Source organism: Streptomyces winkii, from assembly GCF_032248595.1.
Taxonomy (GTDB): Bacteria; Actinomycetota; Actinomycetes; order Streptomycetales; family Streptomycetaceae; genus Streptomyces; species Streptomyces winkii.
This window is the reverse complement of the sequence record NZ_JASTTH010000009.1, coordinates 223959-244825: the sequence shown is the minus strand read 5'-3', so window position 1 is coordinate 244825 and position 20867 is coordinate 223959. Positions and strand designations below refer to the sequence as shown.

The window sequence follows — 20867 nt, the reverse complement described above, 5'->3', positions numbered from 1 at the left end:
CCGGTACGCCGGGGAGGCCCTAGCTCACCTTCAGCTTCAGGATACGGTCGTCGCCGCTTTCCGGACCTCCTCGTCCGTCCGTCTCGCTGGTCATGAGCCACAGGCCGCCGCTGCCGTCCGCGACGACCGTGCGCAGCCGCCCGTACTTGCCCTCCAGGAACGCCTGCGGATCGGCCGCCGGCGCCGTGCCCTTGAGCGGGATGCGCCACAGCCGCTCCCCGCGCAGGCCCGCCATCCACACCGAGCCCTTGACGATGGCGATGCCGCTGGGAGAGGCCTCGGCCGTACGCCACTGCTCGATCGGGTCGATGAACCCGGACTTGCCGGTGCGCCCCTCGGCCTCGGGCCAGCCGTAGTTCTTGCCGGGACGGATGAGGTTCAGCTCGTCCCAGGTGTTCTGCCCGAACTCGCTTGCCCACAGCCGGTCGTCGCGGTCCCAGGCGATGCCCTGCACGTTGCGGTGGCCGTAGCTGTAGTAGACCGAGCCGGACTCGGGGTTGCCCTGCCCGGGAGGTTCGCCGTCCGGGGTCATGCGGAGGATCTTGCCGCCGAGCGACTTCTTGTCCTGCGCCAAGCCGCCCTGCCCGGACTCGCCCGTACCGGCGTAGAGCATCTTGTCGGGGCCGAACGCGATGCGGCCGCCGTTGTGGATCTCCCCCTTCGGGATGCCCTTGATGATCGTGTCGGGGGCGCCGAGCTGTTCGCCGGAGGGCTTGTCCGGGTCGTAGAGCATGCGCACGATGCGGTTGTCGGACGCCGTTGTCAGATACGCGTAGACCATCTTGGCGTTGTCGGGCGGTACGGCGATGCCGAGCAGCCCGCCCTCGCCGCTGGCCTGCACGCCCGGCACGGTGCCGAGTTCGGTCTTCCTGCCGCTGCGCTCGTCGACGCGGAGGATCTTGCCGTCGTCGCGCTGGGACACGAGCAGGCCGCCGCCGGGGATCGGGGCCAGCCCCCAGGGCGACTTCAGCCGCGTGGTGACGGTGCGCTCGACCTTCACCGAGCCCTTCGCGGGCGCGGCCGACGCCGTCGCGTTCGGCCCGGACTCCGCGCTCGGCGACGGGGGTTCGGACTTCTCGCCGGACGGCCCGCCCGAGTCGTCGGAGCAGCCCGCGGTCAGCAGCGCCAGGGCGACGAGCCCCGCCGCGGCGGCTCGTACGGACGGCAGATAGCGGCTTCGCACGGTCAGCGCCTCCCGGTGTCGGTGTGTGCTCAGGTCACTGTGTGAGCGGTGAAGTCAGCACACCACATCCGCAACTGTGCCGCCGGGCCCAGCGGTAGATCCCGTACGGATGCGCGCACGCGGCCCTCCCGCGGGGGCCCCGAGAACGGGTCGGGACTACTCCCACGAGCCGCGGGCGGCGGGCAGCGCGCCCAGCTCCGCCATGTCGGCGGGCGTGAGCGTCAGATCCGCGGCGGCCCCGTTCTCCACGACCCAGCGCTCCTTCTTCGTGCCCGGCACCGGGATCACCTGCCGCCCCTGCGCGAGCAGCCACGCGAGCGCCACCTGAGCGGGCGTCGCCTCGCCGTGCCGCTCCGCGACGCGGCGGAGGCCCGCCACGACGGGCTGGTTGGCGGCCATCATCTCCGCGGTGAAGCGCGGATGCCGGGCGCGCATGTCGTCCTCCTCGAAGCCGCCGCCAGGCGTGAGGGCACCGCTCAAGTAGCCGTTGCCCAGCGGCATCGCGGCCATGAACCCCACACCGTGCGAAATGCACCACGGCAGCAGCGCCTCCAGCGCCTCCCGCGACCAGACGGCCAGCTCCGCCTGCACGCCGCTGACGGGGAAGACGCCCTGGACGCGCTCCAGCTGCCGGATCGTCGTGGCGTGTATCCCGGTGGCCGGGTCGCGGTTCCTGTGATCCGCCCGAGCGCCGACGGCACAGAAGCCCAGCGCGCGGACCTTGCCCTCGGTGACCAGTTCGGACATGGCGCCCCAGGTCTCCTCGACGGGGACCTCGGGGTCGACGCGGTGCAGCTGGTAGAGGTCGATGCGGTCGGTCTGAAGACGGCGCAGCGAGGCGTCGCACGCCCTTTTCACATAGCCGGGGCGGCCGTTGGCCACGATGTGCTGCTCGCCCACGAGCAGCCCGCACTTCGTGGAGAGGAAGGCGTCCTCACGGCGCTCCTTGAGGACCCGGCCGATCAGCAGCTCGTTGGTGAACGGCCCGTACATGTCGGCCGTGTCCAGCAGCGTCATGCCCCGGTCCAGCGCGGCGTGAACCGCGCGCAGCGACTCCTCGCCGCTCTGCTCGGACGTGGAGTACGCCCAGCTCATCGGCATGCAGCCGAGGCCGATCGCACCCACTTCGAGCGCTGCCGCACCGATCGTCCTGCGCTCCACCTGGACCCGACTCCCCTCTGAAGGCCCCCCAAACTAACGCCTGCCCGACGCGGTGTCCGGCGGGGCTCCGTCCGTCACCCCTTCCGGACCTGTTCCGGCGGGAGGCCCGTGAGCAACTAGCCTCTGACCATGGCACCCTCACCGGCACCTCAGGAATCGGGGACACCTTCGGCGGCGCAGGCCGCCACAGACGTCTGGCTGCCCATCCCGCCCGCCCAGATCGACGGGCTCCCGGACGACTTCACGTACCACTTCTGGGACGGCGACGAGGAGTTCCCCGCCGACCCGGCGCGCTGCTGCTTCTACGTCGTCCCGTACATGAAGGGCCAGGCCGTGGCCGTGCGCCCGCTGGCCGAGATGCCGAGGCTGCGCGTCGTGCAGACGCTCACGGCGGGGATAGACCACGTCGCCGGAGCGCTGCCGGATCTGCCCGCCGGGACGCTGCTGTGCAACGCCCGCGGGGTGCACGACGCGTCGACGGCGGAGCTGGCCCTCGCGCTCACACTCGCCGCGCTGCGCCGCCTGCCCACGTTCGTACGCGCACAGGACGCGGAGGAGTGGAGCCCCGGCGTCTACGACGCGCTCGCCGACAAGTCCGTGCTCATCGTCGGCTACGGAGCGATCGGTTCGGCCGTGGAGGAACGGCTCGTCCCCTTCGAGGTCGAGGAGGTGACACGGGTGGCCCGTACGGCGCGCGCCGCGGAGCGCGGGCCCGTGCACGCACTCGAGCGCCTCCCCCAACTCCTGCCGCACGCCGACGTGGTGATCCTCTGCACGCCCCTCACCGAGGAGACGCGGGGGCTCGCGGGCGCCGGGTTCCTCTCCCGGATGAAGGACGGCGCGCTGCTCGTCAACGTCGCACGCGGCGGAGTCGTGGACACCAAGTCCCTTCTGCCGGAGGTGGAATCGGGCCGGCTGCGCGCGGCGCTCGACGTCACCGACCCCGAACCGCTGCCCGCGGGGCACCCTCTCTGGCACGCTCCCGGCGTGCTGATCACCCCGCACGTCGGCGGTCCGACGACCGCCTTCCTGCCGCGCGCGAAGCGGCTGTTGCGTGATCAGCTCGGCCGCTGGGCGCGGGGCGAACCGCTGGAGCACACGGTGGCCGTCGCCGAGTGATCCCGGGCGTCTGAGAGCCGCCGCGAAGGTGCCCAACGGGCCCTGAAAACACGCTCCGGAGGCGTACGAGCGCTCGGTGTATCCACAACGTCCCTGGTCGTCACGTTCTGTATCGAGACTATGTCCCTCTGTGACTGTTCTGGTGTATCGTCCAAGAGGGGGCGAACCCGGACACGAGGGGGGCGACGGGCGAATGCGCGGTCAATGGACGAACTGCCGGTGGACGAAGCGTCATACACCACGGACACGTTGCCGTCGGACGGTCCCGCAGCGGGGCCGGAACGCGGCCGCACCCGTGCGCCTGTGCCGCGTCCACGCGGCCCGGAAGTACGAGAAGCGTCCGTCCCACAGGGGCACCCGATGACGGCCGGGGGCGCCGCCACGCGCCAGGGCATCGTGCGGGCCCCGGCCGGTGCGCCCGCCTTCGCCCCGCCCGCGACGCGGCCGGGGGCACCGCACGGCGGCGAGGCACCGGCGGGCGGCAGGCCGTCGGGGGTCGCGGCACCGGCCCCAACGGCCGTCAGCCGGGGCCCGGTTGTGCCCGGCGGGGGCGGAGATCAGTCCGGGCCGGGGGGCGCGAGGTCGTCGAGTGTGCTCCCGCAGTTGCTGCTCGTCCTCCTCTGCGGGGGCTATGCGATCGGCGCGGCGTTCGGCTGGGGCTCCGAGCAAGTGTCGCTGTTCATGGGCGACTTCGGGCTGAGCGCCGCCGGGCTGCTCGCCGCCGCCTCCTGCGTGCACTACGCCCGCGCGCATCGGGGCACCCAACTGGGCCCCGCGTGGCTGCTGTTCGGCCTCTCGTCCCTGATGGCGGCCGCGGGCAACGCGGTCTGGGGGTGGTACGAGGTGGTGCTGCACGAGCCCGTGCCGCACCCCTCCGCCGCCGACTTCTGCTTCCTGCTCTTCGCCCCGCCCGCCATCATCGGCCTGCTCGTGCTGGCCAAGAGGCCCGTCACCCGCGCCGGTTGGGTCTGCCTGGGCCTCGACTCGTGGCTGATCGGCGGCTCGCTGCTCACGATCTCCTGGTCCCTCGCGCTGGTGCACACCGCGTACTGGGAAGGCGGCTCGGTCTCCGAGGCGGCGCTCAACCTCGCCTACCCGCTGCTCGACATCGTTCTCGTGAGCATGGTGCTGGCGCTGCACTTCAGGCGCTCCGCCGCGCACCGTTCGGCGATCAACACGGCCATCGGCGCCCTGGCGCTGACCGTGCTGTGCGACGCGCTGTTCACCTCGCCGCTGCTCCGCGAGCACTACACCTCGGGGCAGTTGCTCGACGCGGGGTGGTTCGCGGGCTCGCTGCTGCTCGCGTACGCGCCGTGGGTCAAGGGCGAGCGGGAGTCCGCGCAGGGCTCTCCGGCGGTGCGCCGGCGCGCGGCTGCCGCCGTCGCCGCCTCGCCCGAGCGCGAGGCGCTGCCGGACGGCGAGGGCACCAGCCGTCCGATCGCGGGCTCGCTGACCGCGCTCTCGCCGTATCTTGCCGCCGCCGTCTGCACGTTGGGCATCCTGTACAACGCGGTCTCGGGCCGCGAGATCGACCGTGTCGTGCTCTTCACGGCCTGCACGGTGGTGCTCGCCCTCGTCGTGCGGCAGGGCATCATGCTGCTGGACAACATCAGCCTCACCCAGGAACTGGCCCAGAAGGAGAACCACTTCCGCTCCCTGGTCCAGGGGTCCAGCGACGTCATCATGATCGCCTCGCCCACGGGGATGCTGCGCTACGTCTCGCCCGCGGCGGCAGGGGTGTACGGGCGTGACGGCGACGCTCTGATCGGCTCCGAGCTCGCCTCGCTCATCCACCCCGAGGATCTCGCCCGGGTGCTGCACGAGCTGCGCCGCTTCCTCGCGACGCCGCCGCAGCAGGAGCCGTCCACGCGGATCGAGTGCCGCTTCCGGCACGGCCGCGGGCACTGGCTGAACGTCGAGTCGACGGTGAACCGCTACCGCAGCGGCCTGATCTTCAACAGCCGTGACGTGACCGAACGCGTGCGGCTCCAGGCCCAGTTGCAGCACAACGCCTCGCACGACCCGCTCACCGACCTGCCCAACCGGGCCCTGTTCACGGAGCGCGTGCGCAGGGCCCTGGTCGGCCGCCGCGGCGGTGACAGCGAGCACGCCGTGCTCTTCATCGACCTCGACGGCTTCAAGGCGGTCAACGACAGCGTCGGCCACCAGGGCGGCGACGAGCTGCTCGTGGCCGCCGCCCGCCGGCTCCAGGAATCGGTCAGGGCGGGCGACACGGCGGCCCGTCTCGGCGGCGACGAGTTCGCGGTCCTCATCCTCGGCGACGGCAACCCGAGCACCCACGCCGAGGGCGAACGCGAGCTGCGCATCCACGAGATCGCCGACCGGCTGCGCATGACGCTCTCCGAGCCCTACCGCGTGGAGGGCAGGGAGGTACGGGTCGCGGCGTCGATCGGCATCGCCTTCGCGGAGCCCGGCATCTCGCCCACGACGCTGATGCGCAACGCGGACCTCGCGATGTACCGCGCCAAGCAGGCGGGCAAGGCGAGGGTCGAGCTGTACGCGCCGCGGACGCAGGACGGGGCGCAGGGCACGCACCGGGCGCATGCGCAGCGGGCGCAGGGGGTGCCGTCGGCCGCGGGTTCCCGCGGAGCGGGCGGAGCGCCAAGGACCGGCGAGCCCGGAGAGCCGGGGGAGACCGGCGGGGCCGAGCAGGGTGCCGTGACGGCGGTCCCTCCGCAGCGGGGCGGCGAGTTCACGCTGCTCCACCAGCCCGTGGTCGAACTCGCCGGGGGCAAGATCTCGGCGGTCACGGCCCATCCACGGAGGAGCTCGGCGCAGGGCGTCCTGTTCACCCCGGCCGAGTATCTGCGCGGGCGGACCGGGGATGCGGGCGGCGACGGAAGAGATCCGGGGGCGCAGGACGCGAGCACCCGGGAACCCAACGGGTACGACGCGGATGCGGGCGACCCGCGCACAGGCGACGCGAGTGCCGGCGGTCCGTCCGCCGGCGAGGTCCCGGCCGGCAGAGCCGCCGAGACGGGCCACCGGCTGCTGAGGGAGGCGGTGCAGCAGGCGGTCGCGCGGCACGGCGCGGGCTTCCCCGTCCCTGTCTCCGTACGGCTGCCCGCGGCCTGCCTCACGGAGCCCGCACTGGGCTGCCGCACCCTGGAGGCCGTACTGGGGCGGCAGGAGCTGCCGCCAGGTTCGCTGATCCTGGAACTCACGGGGGCCGACGGCCCGGTCGCTCTGGACGAGCTTGAGGCGAGGCTGAGCGCGCTGCACCGCCTCGGCGTCCGCACCGCCCTGGACGGCTTCGGCAGCGGTCCGCTCGGGGTGTCCGCCCTGCGGCGGCTGCCCGTGGACATCGTGAGACTCGAACGCTGCCTCGTCGAAGGAGTCGTGGATTCCGCGCGACAGCGGAAGATCACCAGAGGGCTGCTGCGCATCGCGGGCGATCTCGGCCTGATGTCGGTCGCCGAAGGGGTCGATCTGCCCGAACAGGCCGTCAAGCTGCGGGAGATGGGCTGCACTCACGGCCAGGGCCTGGTCTTCTCCGGGCCGCTCGACGAGCACCGCTTACGGCACGCGCTCTCGCGCGGGACCATGCCCGTGCCCGAGGAGCACACGCCCGCGCGGGGCGTCTCCGGGCGCGGGCGCACGGGTGCGTCGGGCCCGTCCGGTGCGCCGGGAGCCGCCGCCCAGGCGGGCGGCAGAGGCGGCCACGCCTCCGGCTCCCGTGGCGGCAGCCGTTCGGTCGTGGTCGCCGGAGCCCTGCCCGTACGGTTGCAGGAGCGTCGCGACAACATGCCGCCGTGGCTGGTCTCGGGGGACATGCGGGAGAAAGTGGAACCGGTCACACGCCCCCCGGCACCGCGTTCGCATGCTGAGACGCGTGTCCCACCCACTTGACACGGAAAGTAGTGGCGGGGGAGGGTCTGTGTCATGCGCACCCGAATTCTCGTACTTGGAAAGCGCGTCGGCTGACCGGGTCCCCGACCGGACCCGCGATCACAGCGGCGCGCTCCCCTCGCTTGCCTCACGGCACGAGGGGTTTTTTGTTGCACCAGCGCTTGAGCACAAGCTCCGCCACTCCGCACCAACCGCACAAAACGAGCGTCAACCTCACTCTCCGAGAAGAGATCACCGATGACCGAGCAGTCCACCGCGGCTCCCAAACCCCAGCCGCGGGCCCGCACCGTCGGACAGCAGAAGGCCGCGCCGGCCGCGATGACGGGCGCCCAGTCCCTCATCCGTTCTCTTGAGGAGGTCGGCGCCGACACCGTATTCGGCATTCCGGGCGGGGCGATCCTTCCGGCGTACGACCCGATGATGGACTCCGCCCGCGTCCGCCACGTCCTGGTGCGGCACGAGCAGGGTGCCGGGCACGCGGCCACCGGGTACGCGCAGGCCACGGGCAAGGTCGGAGTGTGCATGGCCACCTCGGGCCCCGGCGCCACCAACCTCGTCACACCCCTCGCGGACGCGCACATGGACTCCGTGCCGCTGGTCGCGATCACAGGCCAGGTCGCCTCCGGGGCGATCGGGACGGACGCGTTCCAGGAGGCCGACATCTGCGGCATCTCCATGCCGGTCACCAAGCACAACTTCCTCGTCACCGACCCGGACGAGATCCCGCGGACCATCGCCGAGGCGTTCCACATCGCCTCGACCGGCCGTCCCGGCCCGGTGGTCGTCGACATCGCGAAGGACGCCCTGCAAGGCCGCACGACCTTCAGCTGGCCGCCGGTCTGCGATCTGCCCGGCTACCGCCCGGTGACGAAGCCGCACGCCAAGCAGATCCGCGAGGCCGCGAAGCTGATCGCCGAGGCGCGCCGGCCCGTCCTGTACGTCGGCGGCGGCGTGATCAAGGCGCAGGCCACGGCCGAGCTGAAGATCCTCGCCGAGCTGACCAAGGCCCCCGTGACCACCACGCTGATGGCGATCGGCTCCTTCCCCGACAGCCATCCGCAGCACCTGGGCATGCCCGGCATGCACGGCAGCGTGGCGGCCGTCACGTCCCTCCAGAAGGCCGACTTGATCGTCGCGCTCGGCGCGCGGTTCGACGACCGGGTGACCGGCAAGCTCGACTCCTTCGCACCGCTCGCCAAGATCGTGCACGCCGACATCGACCCCGCCGAGATCGGCAAGAACCGTGCTGCCGACGTGCCGATCGTGGGCGACGCCCGCGAGGTCATCGCCGACCTGGTGGTGGCGGTGCAGGCCGAGCTGGGCGAGGCGCCCGCCTCCAGCGCCGCCTCGGCCGGATACCCGGACTGGTGGAAGCAGCTCGATCGCTGGCGCGAGACGTACCCGCTCGGATACGACCTGCCCGACGACGGCAGCCTCTCGCCGCAGCAGGTCATCCAGCGCATCGGTGAACTCGCCCCGGAGGACACGGTCTACGCGGCCGGCGTCGGCCAGCACCAGATGTGGGCGGCGCACTACATCGACTACGAGCGGCCGGCGACGTGGCTGAACTCCGGCGGCCTGGGCACCATGGGCTATGCCGTTCCCGCGGCGCTCGGCGCCAAGGTCGGCAAGCCGCAGAGCACGGTCTGGGCGATCGACGGCGACGGCTGCTTCCAGATGACCAACCAGGAGCTGGCCACCGCCGCGCTGAACGGGGTGCCGATCAAGGTCGCGATCATCAACAACGGTGCGCTGGGCATGGTCCGCCAGTGGCAGACGCTCTTCTACAACCAGCGCTACTCCAACACGAAGCTGCACACCGGCCCCGGTGACGAGGACGCGCAGCAGCCCAACAAGGGCACGCGCTGCCCGGACTTCGTGAAGCTGGCCGAGGCGATGGGCTGCGTCGGCATCCGCTGCGAGGACCCGGACGAGCTGGACTCGGTGATCGAGAAGGCCAACGCGATCAACGACCGTCCGGTCGTCGTCGACTTCATCGTCCACGAGGACGCGATGGTCTGGCCGATGGTGGCCGCAGGCACCTCCAACGACGAAGTCATGGCGGCGCGCGGCGTCCGTCCCGACTTCGGCGACGACGAAGAGTGAAGCCCGGCAGCTGAAGGAAGCTCAGGAGAAGGAACGACGAATGTCCAAGCACACGCTCTCCGTCCTGGTGGAGAACACCCCCGGCATCCTCGCCCGGATCGCCGCGCTGTTCTCCCGCCGCGGCTTCAACATCGACTCGCTCGCCGTCGGCGTGACCGAGCACCCGGAGATCTCGCGCATCACGATCGTCGTGAACGTGGAGGATCTGCCGCTGGAGCAGGTCACCAAGCAGCTCAACAAACTGGTCAACGTTCTCAAGATCGTTGAGCTGGATCCGGCCTCGGCCGTCCAGCGTGAACTCGTTCTGGTGAAGGTCCGTGCCGACAACGAGGCGCGCTCCCAGATCATCGAGATCGTCTCGCTCTTCCGCGCCAAGACCGTGGACGTCTCGCCGGAGGCCGTCACCATCGAAGCCACCGGCAGCAGCGACAAGCTCGACGCCATGCTCAAGATGCTGGAGCCGTACGGCATCAAGGAGCTGGTGCAGTCGGGGACGATCGCCGTCGGGCGCGGCGCACGCTCCATCACCGACCGGAGCCTGCGCGCGCTGGACAGGTCCGCTTAAGGGGAGCGCCCGCCCGCGGGCGCGTACGTACACGGCGCCGTCCGGCCGGTGACCCCGCGCCGCCGGCGCCGTCCCGCCGACGTAGGTTGGGCGGGCCGGCCCCTTCGGACCGACTGAAGAACCCACCTCTTCAGGACAATCACGTCAGAACCGACCCGCTTCAGTACGACCCCCTTCAGGATCAACCGCTCCAGAATCAACCGCTTCAGAACGACCCCGGGGGAGCCCCCGGACCCGAAAGAGGAGATTTCCCAAGTGGCCGAGCTGTTCTACGACGACGACGCCGACCTGTCCATCATCCAGGGCCGCAAGGTGGCGGTTCTCGGCTTCGGCAGCCAGGGCCACGCCCACGCGCTGTCCCTCCGCGACTCCGGCGTCGATGTGCGGGTGGGCCTGCACGAGGGCTCCAAGTCCCGCTCCAAGGCCGAGGAGCAGGGACTGAAGGTGACCACGCCCGCCGAGGCCTCCGCCGAGGCCGACGTGATCATGATCCTGGTGCCGGACCCCATCCAGGCCAGGGTCTACCAGGAGTCCGTCGCCCCGAACCTCAAGGACGGCGACGCCATCTTCTTCGGGCACGGCCTCAACATCCGCTACGGCTTCATCAAGCCCCCGGGCAACGTCGACGTGTGCATGGTCGCCCCGAAGGGCCCCGGTCACCTGGTGCGGCGCCAGTTCGAGGAGGGCCGCGGCGTTCCGTGTATCGCGGCCGTCGAACAGGACGCGACGGGGCGGGCGTTCGGGCTGACTCTCTCCTACGCCAAGGCCATCGGCGGCACCCGTGCCGGCGTCATCAAGACCACCTTCACCGAGGAGACCGAGACGGACCTCTTCGGCGAGCAGGCGGTCCTGTGCGGTGGCACGTCCGCGCTGGTGAAGGCGGGCTTCGAGACGCTCGTCGAGGCGGGCTACCAGCCGGAGATCGCGTACTTCGAGTGCCTCCACGAGCTGAAGCTGATCGTGGACCTCATGTACGAGGGCGGCCTGGAGAAGATGCGCTGGTCCGTCTCCGAGACCGCCGAGTGGGGCGACTACGTCAGCGGCCCGCGCATCATCAACGACCAGGTCAAGGCCGAGATGCGCAAGCTGCTCGACGACATCCAGGACGGCAGCTTCGCCAACAAGTGGATGCAGGAGTACAACGCGGGCCTGCCCAGGTACAACGAGTACAAGAAGGCCGCGAACGACCACCTGCTGGAGACCACCGGCCGCAAGCTGCGCAAGCTGATGAGCTGGGTCGACGAGGACGCGTAAGCGTTCTGAGGATCGACCCGGACTCGGCGGGGCGCGGTCCCGGCACAGCGTGCCGGCTGCGCCCCGCGCCGCGCCGTGCAGAAGGACGCCGGCCATGACGGGCACAGCCGCCCGCTACCTCTACCTCGCGCGGCACGCGGAGGCCTCGCCGGATCACGGACGGCTGACGGAGACGGGCCGCCGCCAGGCCGTACTGCTCGGTGACCGGCTGCGCCGCAGCCCCCTCGCCGCGATCTCCCACGGGCCGCTTCCGCGAGCCGAGGAGACCGCGGGCCTGATCGGCGCGCAGCTCGACGGCGTGCCCGTGCGGCGGTCGGAGGAGGCCGGGGACTACGTTCCGCACGTGCCGGGGAGAGACGAACTCCCCGCGGAGGCAGCCGGCTTCATGCTCGACCGCATCGCGCGGCTGCCCGCCGGGGAGCGCGAGGACGGCCCGGAGCGGGCCCGGCGGGCGCTCGCGGCCTTCGCCGGACCGGCCTGCCGCGCGAGATCGACGTCTGAGATCACTGCGCGGTGCCGCCCGGCGCCCGGGCCTACGAGTTCACGGGCGTGGTTCGGACGGGTGCCGTGGGGGAGGATGCCTGCGGTGAGGCGGCGAGGTGCCGCAACGACGTCCAACGGGAGCAGTCGATGACCGTCGCGGGCCGTCCCGCTCCGTCCGGCCAGCCGTCCCGCAAGGGGACAGTTGAGCCGGCGGACGACCGACTCGACGCGCTGGTGGGGCGGTTGAGCCTCGAAGAGCGTGTGCAAGTGCTCACCGGTGAGACCGACTGGATGCTGTATCCGCTGCCGCCCGCCGGGCTGCGCGCACTCACGCTCTCCGACGGGCCGATCGGCGTACGCGGCAGGGGACTTGCCCCCACCACGTCGGCGCAGATGCCGGCGCCCTCCGCCCTCGCCGCCACATGGGACGAGGGGCTGGCCGCCGAGTCGGGCGCGCTCGCGGCGGCCGAGGCGCGCGCGAAGAGCGCCGACGTCGTACTCGCTCCGGTGGTCAACCTCCAGCGGACGCCGGTCGCGGGGCGGCACTTCGAGTGCTTCTCCGAGGATCCGCTGCTCAGCGGGCGCATGGCCGTCCCGTACGTCGCGGCCGTGCAGCGTGAGGGCGTGGGCGCGTGCGTCAAGCACTTCGTCGCCAACGACTCCGAGACCGAACGCACCGTCTACCGCTCGCGGTTGAGCGTCCGAGCGCTCCGCGAGGTGTATCTCGCACCGTTCGAGCGGGTCGTGAAGGACGCCGGGGTGTGGATGGTCATGGCCGCCTACAACGGCCTCGACGTGGCCGGCATGGAGTCACCCCAGGACGGCCCGGGAGAGGAGCGAGGAGCCCAGGCCGCGCCCGCGACCGAGCACCGCTGGCTGCTGCGCCGACTGCTCAAGGAGGAATGGGAGTTCGACGGCGTCGTGGTCAGCGACTGGCTGGCCACCAAGAGCACCGTCGCCGCCGCGCGCAACGGGCTCGATCTCGTCATGCCCGGCCCCGGCGGCCCCTGGGCCGACTCCGGCGCCCTGCTCGAAGCCGTACGCTCCGGTCGCGTGCCCCAGGCGGACGTCGACGACAAGGTGCGCCGCATCCTGCGGCTCGCGGCCCGCGTGGGCGCGCTGTCCGACCCCGACGAGGGCACGCCGCCGGCCTCCGCCGAAGAACGGCCGTCCGGCCAACAGCCCGCCACCCGGGCGCTGTTGCGCCACGTGGCCGCCCGCGCCACGGTCGTACTGCGCAACGAGGACGGCCTGCTGCCGCTGCGGCCCGACACCTCCAGCATCGCGCTGATCGGGGCCAACGCACTCGACCCGTTCGTCCAGGGCGGCGGCAGCGCCCACGTCACCCCGCCCCACGAGAGCCGCCCTCTCGACGCGCTGCGCGAGGCCTTCCCGTCGGCGGAGATCACCGCGCACCGCGGCGGACGCACGCTGCGCCACGCACCGCTCGTCGAGCCGGGCGCCCTGGCCGGCGGCACCGTCGAGCTGACCGTCCACGACGCCGACGGCGCACAGCTGTCCGCCCTGACCCGCACCGCTCCCTGGGACGGCACGCTGCGCGGGCTGCCCGCCGGCGCCGCCTCCGTACGGGCCCAGGCCCGCCTGCGGCTCGACGGGCCCGGTGAGCATCTGCTGGAGGTCGCGCCCGTCGGCGCCCACCGCGTCGAGATCGACGGCGCGCTGCTCAGTGAGAGCACCCACAAGGTCGCCGAGGAGGTCCTGCTCGACGCCTCGGCCGGTCACCCCGAGGGCCATGTGCGCCGCGTCACCGTCGACGAGTCCGGCCTGGACGTGACGGTCGCGGCGACGGTGCAGGTCGTCGACATCGGGTCGTTCGGCCGCTTCGCCCGGCTGGAGCTGCGCCATCTGCCGCCGGAGCCCGGCCCCGACGCGGAGATCGAGGAGGCCGTCGCGGCGGCCCGCCGGGCGGAGACGGCGGTCGTCGTCGTGGGCACCAACCCCGAGGCGGAGTCCGAGGGCTGGGACCGTAAGGACCTCGGACTGCCGGGCCGCCAGCACGAGTTGGTGCGCCGCGTCGCGGAAGCTAACCCCCGTACGGTCGTCGTGGTGAACGCGGGTGCGCCCGTGCTGCTGCCGTGGCTGGAGGACGTACCGGCCGTGCTGTGGTGGTGGCTGCCGGGCCAGGAGGCAGGCGGCTCCCTCGCCGATGTGCTGGCCGGTGCGTGCGAGCCGTCCGGGCGGCTGCCCTGGACCCTTCCGGCAGCTGCCGGCGACGTCCCCGTGCCCGACGGCGTCCCCCGCGACGGCGTGATCGACTACACCGAGGACCTCGACGTGGGCCACCGCGGCTGGGACCGCCTCGGGCGCACCCCGGCCCGCGAGTTCGGCTACGGCCTGGGCTACGCGGACTGGTCCTACGGCGAGCCGGCCGCCGGGCCCTGGCGCGAGGACCGGCCGCTGGAGGTGACCGTCCCCGTCCGCAACACCGGCGACCGGCCCTCCCGCGAGGTCGTGCAGGTCTATCTGGAGCCCCCGCGCGAGTCCGGGGGTGCGGCGGACGGTCCGCGCCGGCCGCTGCGCTGGCTCGCGGGCTTCTCCCTCGTCACGGCGGCGCCGGGCGAGACCGTACGGGCGAGCGTCGCCGTCGAGCCGCGCGCCTTCCAGGTGTGGGACGAGGCGGCGCACTGCTGGCGTACTCCGGCGGGCGAGTACCGCCTCCTCGTGGCGCACTCCAGCCGCGACGTACGGGGCGAGGTGAGCGTGACCGCCGGTCCTGCCGCGCCCGCCGCTTCCGCCGGTGAGTGAGACGCCGGGCCGCCGGGCGTGCGGCCGGCCGCGGTGTGCGCGCGGCGGCGCCCGTCCGCCGCCCCGTACACGGTGCGCCCCGTCCGCGGCCGGTGCCGCGGTTGATCGTTTACGGGGAGGGGCAGCCCGCACCGCGCGTACGTAGCTACACTGCACGCACAAGCCGAGCGCGCCACAGGCTCACAGCGTCGTGCGTCTGCCCTTGCGCCGCCGCCCCGCGGGGATACCCCCTCCACCGTCTACGGCCGCCGGGACGTGGCCGTTGCTCCCCGCCGCTGCCCGCAGCGAGGATGATCCTCCCCCTGGGCCTTTGGCCTGGGAGGTGCCCCGATACTGGAGACCACGTGAGCAAACCCGTAGTACTGATCGCCGAAGAGCTCTCGCCCGCCACCGTCGACGCCCTCGGGCCGGACTTCGAGATCCGGCACTGCAACGGCGCCGACCGGGACGAACTCCTCACCGCCATCGCCGATGTGGACGCGATCCTCGTCCGCTCCGCGACGAAGGTCGACGCGGACGCGGTGGCAGCCGCACGGAAACTCAAGGTCGTCGCCCGCGCGGGCGTCGGGCTCGACAACGTCGACGTCCCGGCCGCCACCAAGGCCGGCGTGATGGTGGTGAACGCCCCGACGTCCAACATCGTCACCGCCGCCGAGCTCGCGTGCGGCCTGCTGATCGCCACGGCCCGCAACATCCCGCAGGCCAACACCGCGCTGAAGAACGGCGAGTGGAAGCGCAGCAAGTACACCGGCGTGGAACTGAGCGAGAAGACGCTCGGCGTCGTCGGCCTCGGCCGCATCGGCGTGCTCGTGGCGCAGCGCATGTCGGCGTTCGGCATGAGGGTCGTCGCGTACGACCCGTTCGTGCAGCCCGCGCGGGCCGCGCAGATGGGCGTCAAGCTGCTCTCGCTCGACGAGCTGCTGGAGGTGTCGGACTTCATCACCGTCCACCTCCCCAAGACCCCGGAGACGCTGGGCCTGATCGGCGACGACGCGCTGCACAAGGTCAAGCCGAGCGTCCGCGTCGTCAACGCCGCCCGCGGCGGCATCGTCGACGAGGCGGCGCTGGCCTCCGCCCTGAAGGAGGGCCGCGTCGCGGGCGCCGGTCTCGACGTCTACGCGAGCGAGCCCTGCACCGACTCGCCGCTCTTCGAGTTCGACCAGGTCGTGTGCACGCCGCACCTGGGCGCCTCCACGGGCGAGGCCCAGGAGAAGGCGGGCATCGCGGTCGCCAAGTCGGTGCGGCTGGCGCTCGCGGGCGAGCTGGTGCCGGACGCCGTCAACGTCCAGGGCGGCGTCATCGCCGAGGACGTACGTCCCGCGCTGCCGCTCGCCGAGGGCCTCGGGCGCATCTTCACGGCGCTCGCCGGAGAGGTCGCGGTCCGGCTGGACGTCGAGGTGTACGGCGAGATCACGCAGCACGACGTGAAGGTGCTCGAACTCTCCGCTCTCAAGGGCGTGTTCGAGGACGTCGTCGACGAGACGGTGAGCTACGTCAACGCGCCGCTCTTCGCTCAGGAGCGCGGCGTCGAGGTGCGCCTGACCACCTCCAGCGAGTCGGCGGAGCACCGCAACATGGTGACCGTACGAGGGACCCTCAGCAGCGGCGAGGAGGTCTCGGTCTCCGGCACCCTGACCGGGCCGAAGCACCAGCAGAAGGTCGTCGCCGTCGGCGAGCACGACGTCGACCTGCCGCTCGCCGAGCACATGGCGTTCTTCCGCTACACCGACCGCCCCGGCATGGTCGGCACGGTGGGCCGCATCCTCGGCGAGGCCGGGATCAACATCGCCGGCATGCAGGTGGGCCGGGCCACCGCCGGCGGCGAGGCCCTCGTGGCACTCACCGTCGACGACGACATCCCGGCTCCCGTCCTCGCGGAGATCAAGGGCGAGATCGGGGCGACGTCCGCCCGCAGCGTCGACCTCTCCGACTGAGCAGGGGAGGCGGGCCGCGTACGGCGGACCGCAGGCAGGCGTGCGCCCGGGTCGTGGAGACACGGTCCGGGCGCACGTACGTTCACTGCCACGTTCACGAGCGCCTTCGCGGCGGCTTCACGGGCAGCTTCACAGCCATACGTTCACGGGACAGGGGAGAACAGGGTGGCCACGGAACGGACCTCTCCGCCGCTGACCGGCGGGGAGCGCGAGACACTGCGGGCCTTCCTCGACTTCCACCGCGAGACGCTCGCGATGAAGTGCGAGGGCCTGAGCGACGAGCAGCTGCGCCGCGCCGCCTCACCGCCGTCCACGCTCTCGCTGCTGGGCCTGGTGCGGCACATGGCCGAGGTGGAGCGGGTGTGGTTCCGGCGCACGATCGACGGCCAGGACCTCCCGCTGGTCTGGTCGGACGTGGGCGACTTCCAGGAGGCGTACGACGCGAGCGGTTCCACGCGGGCCGAGGCGTTCGCCGCCTGGCGGGCGGAGATCGGGCACGCGCGGCGCATCGAGCGGGAGGCGGAGTCCCTCGACGTCACGGGACGCCACACGCGGTCCGGCGAGGAGGTCTCGCTGCGGCTGGTGATGCTGCACCTCATCCACGAGTACGCGCGGCACAACGGCCATGCCGACTTCATCCGCGAGGCCGTCGACGGGACGACCGGCGCCTGAGGCGGGTGTTCCGGAAGTTCCGGCCGTTCGGCCCGTTCCGGCCGTCCCGGCCGGTCAGCGGCCCGGCGGCGTCCACACGTACGGCGTCATCTTGGTGACGGTCCGGAAGCCCAGCCGGCGCAGGATCGGAAGGCTGTCGCCCGTGGCGTCGACCTGTAGATACGGCACGCCGCGCGCGGCCGCGATCCGGGCGCGCCGGGCGACAAGGGCCCGGTAGACGCCCAGGCCCCGCCATGAGGGAAGCGTCGTCCCGCCCCGCAGCCCGGCGAAGCCCCGCTCCGGCCACAGGAACATCCATGCCGCGCTCACGATCTGCCCGTCCGCCTCGGCGGCGAGCACGGCCACGTCCTCCGGCGCCGCCTCGATCCGGCCGGTGAGGAAGCCGGCGAGCCAGCTCAGGTCCATGTCCCAGACCGCGGCCTGCATCGCGCCGATCCGCCGCATGTCCGCCGCCCCGCTGACGCGGCGCACCACGACGCCCTCGGGCAGCGCCCGCCCCGTCCCCGGCGCGGCACCCGACTCCGTGCCCAACTCCGCGCTCTCGCCCACGAGTACGGTGTTGCGCCGGGCAGCCGCGAAGCCGGCCGCCCGCAGGCGCTCCGTCAGCTCCGGCGGGCGGTCGTGCGAGTGCACCCGCCACTCCACCGTCTCGCCGCGCCCGGCGAAGAGATCGCGCTGCCGCTCGATCAGCCGGTCCAGCCCGGCGCCGCGCAGGCCGGGGTCGCGGGGGCAGAAGACGAAGCCGCGGAAGCCGCCGACGGCGCGTACGAGCGGCCCGTCCTGCTCGTAGACGACGCCGGGGGACGGCGTCGGCGGGGCTCCCCGCATCGACGCGTCGTACAGAGCACGCAGGGCCTCGTCCTCGTCCCCGCTCCCGGCCACGTCCGCGTTCCCGGCCACGGCCTTGCCCCCGTCCCCGTCGGCGTCGTCCGTCACCCACCCGACGCTACGCACAGAGCGCCCGCCGTGGCGGGCTCTTGCGGCACATCAGGTCATGCGCCGGTAGCGCCACACGGAGAGCGGGACGAACACGGCGAGGATGCCCGCGATCCATGCGATCGCGCCGCCGAGGGTGGAGGGCAGGCCGGGCGTGAGCGCCAGCGAACGCGCCGCGTCCGCGGTCAGGGTCACCGGGCTCACGCTCGCGAACGCCTCCAGCCAGCTCGGCATGCTCGAGATCGGCACGAACACCGAACTCGCGAACACGAGCGGAAAGAGGATCACGAAGCCGGCCGACTGAGCTGCCTCGGCGCTTCGCACGATGAGTGCCACGAAGGCGAAGATCCAGCTCAGTGCGAGACCGAAGGCGCTGACGAGGACGACGGAGCCGACAGCCTGTACGGCACCGGCCTGGAAGCGGAAGCCGATGAGGTAGCCGATGACGATCATCAGCCCGATGATCAGGACGTTCCGGATCAAGTCGGCGGCGGTACGGCCGACGAGCACGGCGGAGCGCGCCATCGGCATGGTGCGGAAACGGTCGATCACGCCGAGCTTCAGGTCGTCGGACAGGCCCAGTGCCGTCATGCTGGCCCGGAACGTCACCGACTGGATGAGGATGCCGGGCAGCAGGTAGTTGATGTACGTGACTCCGTGAGGCAGCGACCCGCTGATCGCGCCGCCGAAGACGTACGCGAACAGCAGCACGAAGATGATCGGCTGGATCGTCGAGAAGACCAGCAGATCCGGCTGCCGGATGAAGTGGAGCAGGTTGCGCGCACTGATCACCCGTGCGTCGGCGCCGGCGCCGGCGGCACGGAGGATTCCCGGCGAGAGCCGCCTCCACCGCGGTGGTCGCGTCGCGGCCCGGGGGCCGGTCGCCGGGGTCTCAGCAGCAGGGACGTCACGGGTCGGCGCCTCGTGCTCGGCGGCTTCGGACGCGGCTTCGGACGCGCCTTCGGAGGCGGCTTCGTCCTCGGTCGGGGGCGCGCCCGTCAGCTGGAGGAACACGTCCTCGAGCGTCGGGCGGCGGAGCCTGAGATCGCGCACTGCGATGTCCGCTCTGCGGAGCGCCGAAGCCGCGTTCTCGATCATCTCGAGGCCGTCGTGGGGCGCGGGAAGTGTCAGCTGCGCGGGCTGGTCGCCGGGTTCGGGACCGCGGCAGCCGATGCTCATCAGCGCCACGCATGCTCTCTCGCGCTGTGCGGCGGTGACGAGTTCGACGTCCAGGAGCCGGCCGCCGATCCGGTCCTTGAGCTCGTCTCCCGTGCCCTGCGCGATCACGCCGCCGTGGTCGATCACGGCGATACGGTCGGCGAGCTGATCCGCCTCCTCGAGGTACTGGGTGGTGAGGAGGAGCGTCGTACCGTCGCGGACGAGTTCACGCACGATCGACCAGATCTCGTTGCGGCTGCGCGGGTCGAGGCCGGTCGTCGGCTCGTCCAGGAACAGCACGCGCGGGCGGGTCAGGAGGCTCGACGCGAGGTCGAGCCGTCGCCGCATGCCGCCTGAGTACGTGCCTGCCCGGCGATCTCCGGCGTCGGCCAGGTCGAAGCGCTCGAGCAGTTCGCCCGCCCGACGGCGGGCGGCCGCGGCCGAGAGGTTGAACAGGCGCCCGAACATCTGAAGGTTCTCCCGGCCGGTCAGCATCTCGTCGACCGCCGCGAACTGGCCGGTCAGTCCCAGGAGTTCCCGTACGCCGGCGGGATCGTCGGCGACGTCGCGGCCGAAGACCTGGGCGCTTCCCTCGTCCGGAGCGACCAGGGTGGCGAGCACCCGCACCAGGGTCGTCTTGCCCGCGCCGTTCGGTCCGAGCAGGGCGAAGACGGTGGCCTCCTCGACGTTCAGATCGATGCCGGTGAGGGCCGTGGTCGTTCCAAAGCGCTTGACCAGACCCTCGACGTGGATGGCGGAACCAGACATAGCTCACTCTCGCGGAAGGCGCCCCCTTTGAGGCAGATTGTGCCGTCCGTACGCCGAGGACCACACGCTTTCCGCCGTGGGCGCGCGCCGGATTCCGTGTTGGCAGGCATCGGGTCAGGCGCCGGGGCGCAGGCGCAGGCCGTCCATGCCTCCGTCGACCGCCAGGGCCGTGCCGGTCACCGACGATGAGACCGGCGAGGCGAGGTAGGCGATCGCGGCCGCGATCTCGTCGGGCCGGACCAGGCGGCCGTGCGGCTGGCGGGCCTCCAGGGCCAGGCGTTCGGCGCCGGGGTCGTCGGCGGCGGACAGCAGCCGGCCGATCCACGGGGTGTCCGCGGTCCCCGGGCTGACGGCGTTGACCCGGATGTTCTCCCGGAGCAGATCGGCCGCCATCGCGCGGGTCAGCGCGAGCACGGCGCCCTTGCTGGCCGAGTACAGCGCACGCTGCGGCAGGCCCGCCGTGGCCGCGATCGAGCAGGTGTTGACGATCGCCGCGTGCGCGGACGCGCGCAGCGCCGGCAGCGCGGCACGGGTCACGCGCACCAGGCCGACCACGTTGACGTCCAGGACTCGCTGCCACTCCGCGTCGGGGTTGTCCTCCACACCGCCCTGCGCCCCGATGCCGGCGTTGTTGACGAGGACGTCCATGCCGCCGAGCCGGCCGATCGCCTCGCCGACGGCCGCGCGCACCGCGGCGTCGTCGGTGATGTCTGCCGTGACACCGATCAGTGTGGTGTCGTCCGGCCCGTTGAGGTCGAGGACCGCGACGGTTCCCCCGAGTTCGGCCAGGCGGCGGGCGGTGGCGAGGCCGATGCCCGATGCGCCGCCGGTGACGAGCGCCCGCAGTCCGTCGAAGTCACCCATGTCCCGTCCTTCCGAAGGTCTGCCGCCG

The 20867-nt window shown here is 72.3% G+C and carries 14 protein-coding genes and 1 pseudogene; 9 read left to right on the top strand and 6 right to left on the bottom strand.

Features of this window, described 5'->3' with window-relative positions:
- Positions 1-19: 19 nt before the first annotated feature.
- Complete coding sequence (locus tag QQM67_RS26535; protein ID WP_314177210.1) at positions 20-1183, bottom strand: PQQ-dependent sugar dehydrogenase; 1164 nt, start codon at positions 1181-1183, stop codon at positions 20-22.
- A gap of 156 nt (positions 1184-1339) precedes the next feature.
- Positions 1340-2344: an aldo/keto reductase gene (locus tag QQM67_RS26530; protein ID WP_314177208.1), complete on the bottom strand. Its 1005-nt coding sequence runs from the start codon at positions 2342-2344 to the stop codon at positions 1340-1342.
- 129 nt (positions 2345-2473) lie between these two features.
- On the opposite strand from QQM67_RS26530, the gene QQM67_RS26525 reads away from it, so the two are divergent.
- The 9 genes from QQM67_RS26525 to QQM67_RS26485 all read left to right on the top strand — a co-directional run bounded on the left by QQM67_RS26525 (position 2474) and on the right by QQM67_RS26485 (position 17113).
- On the top strand, positions 2474-3463 hold the full coding sequence (locus QQM67_RS26525) for a 2-hydroxyacid dehydrogenase (protein ID WP_314177206.1): 990 nt from the start codon (positions 2474-2476) through the stop codon (positions 3461-3463).
- Between the two features lie 591 nt (positions 3464-4054).
- Positions 4055-7333 carry a putative bifunctional diguanylate cyclase/phosphodiesterase gene (locus QQM67_RS26520; protein WP_314177204.1) on the top strand — a complete coding sequence of 1093 codons (3279 nt, stop codon included), beginning with the start codon at positions 4055-4057 and terminating at the stop codon, positions 7331-7333.
- A 237-nt stretch (positions 7334-7570) separates the two neighbouring features.
- The gene (locus QQM67_RS26515) at positions 7571-9439 is read left to right on the top strand and encodes an acetolactate synthase large subunit (RefSeq protein ID WP_314177202.1); all 1869 of its coding nucleotides are present in this window, start codon (positions 7571-7573) and stop codon (positions 9437-9439) included.
- Positions 9440-9479: 40 nt separating this feature from the next.
- Entirely contained in the window at positions 9480-10004 is a 525-nt protein-coding gene (gene ilvN / locus QQM67_RS26510) for an acetolactate synthase small subunit (protein WP_314177200.1), read from the top strand.
- A gap of 255 nt (positions 10005-10259) precedes the next feature.
- Positions 10260-11258 carry a ketol-acid reductoisomerase gene (gene ilvC / locus QQM67_RS26505; protein ID WP_314177198.1) on the top strand — a complete coding sequence of 333 codons (999 nt, stop codon included), beginning with the start codon at positions 10260-10262 and terminating at the stop codon, positions 11256-11258.
- A gap of 94 nt (positions 11259-11352) precedes the next feature.
- Positions 11353-11892, top strand: coding sequence for a histidine phosphatase family protein (locus tag QQM67_RS26500; RefSeq protein WP_314177195.1), 540 nt, complete (start codon positions 11353-11355; stop codon positions 11890-11892).
- Positions 11889-14507, top strand: a complete 2619-nt coding sequence (locus QQM67_RS26495; protein WP_314177193.1) for a beta-glucosidase family protein — start codon at positions 11889-11891, stop codon at positions 14505-14507. The genes QQM67_RS26500 and QQM67_RS26495 overlap by 4 nt, the downstream gene beginning before the upstream one ends.
- Before the next feature lie 344 nt (positions 14508-14851).
- Positions 14852-16441 (top strand): phosphoglycerate dehydrogenase, encoded by a 1590-nt coding sequence (gene serA / locus QQM67_RS26490; protein WP_314177190.1) that lies wholly within the window; start codon positions 14852-14854, stop codon positions 16439-16441.
- Positions 16442-16606: 165 nt separating this feature from the next.
- A complete protein-coding gene (locus QQM67_RS26485; RefSeq protein WP_314177187.1) occupies positions 16607-17113 on the top strand; it encodes a DinB family protein in 507 nt (168 codons plus the stop codon).
- Between the two features lie 54 nt (positions 17114-17167).
- On the opposite strand, the gene QQM67_RS26480 is transcribed toward QQM67_RS26485, so the two are convergent.
- The 4 genes and pseudogenes from QQM67_RS26480 to QQM67_RS26470 form a co-directional block, all read right to left on the bottom strand.
- The gene (locus QQM67_RS26480; protein WP_399067727.1) at positions 17168-17941 is read right to left on the bottom strand and encodes a GNAT family N-acetyltransferase; all 774 of its coding nucleotides are present in this window, start codon (positions 17939-17941) and stop codon (positions 17168-17170) included.
- Positions 17942-18100: 159 nt separating this feature from the next.
- Positions 18101-18841 carry an ABC transporter permease gene (locus QQM67_RS30735; protein ID WP_399067725.1) on the bottom strand — a complete coding sequence of 247 codons (741 nt, stop codon included), beginning with the start codon at positions 18839-18841 and terminating at the stop codon, positions 18101-18103.
- Between the two features lie 126 nt (positions 18842-18967).
- Positions 18968-19975 (bottom strand): annotated as a pseudogene (locus QQM67_RS30730) (ATP-binding cassette domain-containing protein); the annotation flags it as partial.
- 114 nt (positions 19976-20089) lie between these two features.
- The gene (locus tag QQM67_RS26470; protein WP_314177180.1) at positions 20090-20839 is read right to left on the bottom strand and encodes an SDR family NAD(P)-dependent oxidoreductase; all 750 of its coding nucleotides are present in this window, start codon (positions 20837-20839) and stop codon (positions 20090-20092) included.
- Positions 20840-20867: the final 28 nt, after the last annotated feature.